Source organism: Actinomadura soli (assembly GCF_005889715.1).
Classification (GTDB): domain Bacteria; phylum Actinomycetota; class Actinomycetes; order Streptosporangiales; family Streptosporangiaceae; genus Spirillospora; species Spirillospora soli.
The window spans coordinates 1-548 of the sequence record NZ_VCKW01000614.1 but is presented as its reverse complement, the minus strand read 5'-3'; the positions used below and the strand labels follow the sequence as shown (position 1 = coordinate 548).

At 70.3% G+C, this 548-nt stretch carries 1 protein-coding gene and 1 pseudogene; both read right to left on the bottom strand.

From position 1 onward, the window contains the following. A partial coding sequence (locus ETD83_RS42150) for a hypothetical protein (protein WP_205718198.1) occupies positions 1 to 187 on the bottom strand: 187 nt, incomplete at its 3' end. Continuing rightward, positions 184 to 548: pseudogene (locus ETD83_RS42145) on the bottom strand (universal stress protein); the annotation flags it as partial. The gene ETD83_RS42150 and the pseudogene ETD83_RS42145, both read right to left, overlap by 4 nt.

Sequence of the window (548 nt, the reverse complement as noted above, 5' to 3'; positions counted from 1 at the left end):
GTAGCTCGCGGGTGCTGAAATCGAGGAATCCCAGGTTCACCGGCTTCTTCAGCTTGTAGGCGCGGTCCGCGGTGAAGAAGACGATGCCGATGTGGGTCTCGCTGACGGCGGCGTTGTCCATGAGGCTGACGCTCTCGGATCTGCGGTCGGGCTTGGTCATGACGTCGGCGACTGTCCGGCGCTTCATGGTCTCCTCCTGGCACTTTCGCCGGCCTGATCAGCAGGCTCGGAAGAGGCGGTGTGGTCGGCGCAGACCACGACGCCGCAGCGGGCGCGCTCACGCACGACCGGGACGGTGTCGCCACCGAGCGGGTTGCCGTGCTCGGAGTGCGCTCGGGCGCCGATGACCAGCAGCTCGGCGTGTTCCGCCGCGTGCGCGAGCGCCTTGCCGGGCGTGCCGTGGACGACGCGGAGCCGGGTTCTGAGGTGCTGGGTGCGCGGGAGCGCGTCCGCGGCCAGGCGGCGCAGCCTCAGCCACTCCCGTACGGTTCGCAGCGGGCGGGTTCCGAGTGCGCCATCGGGTTCCAGGACGCGGACGACGTCCAGCC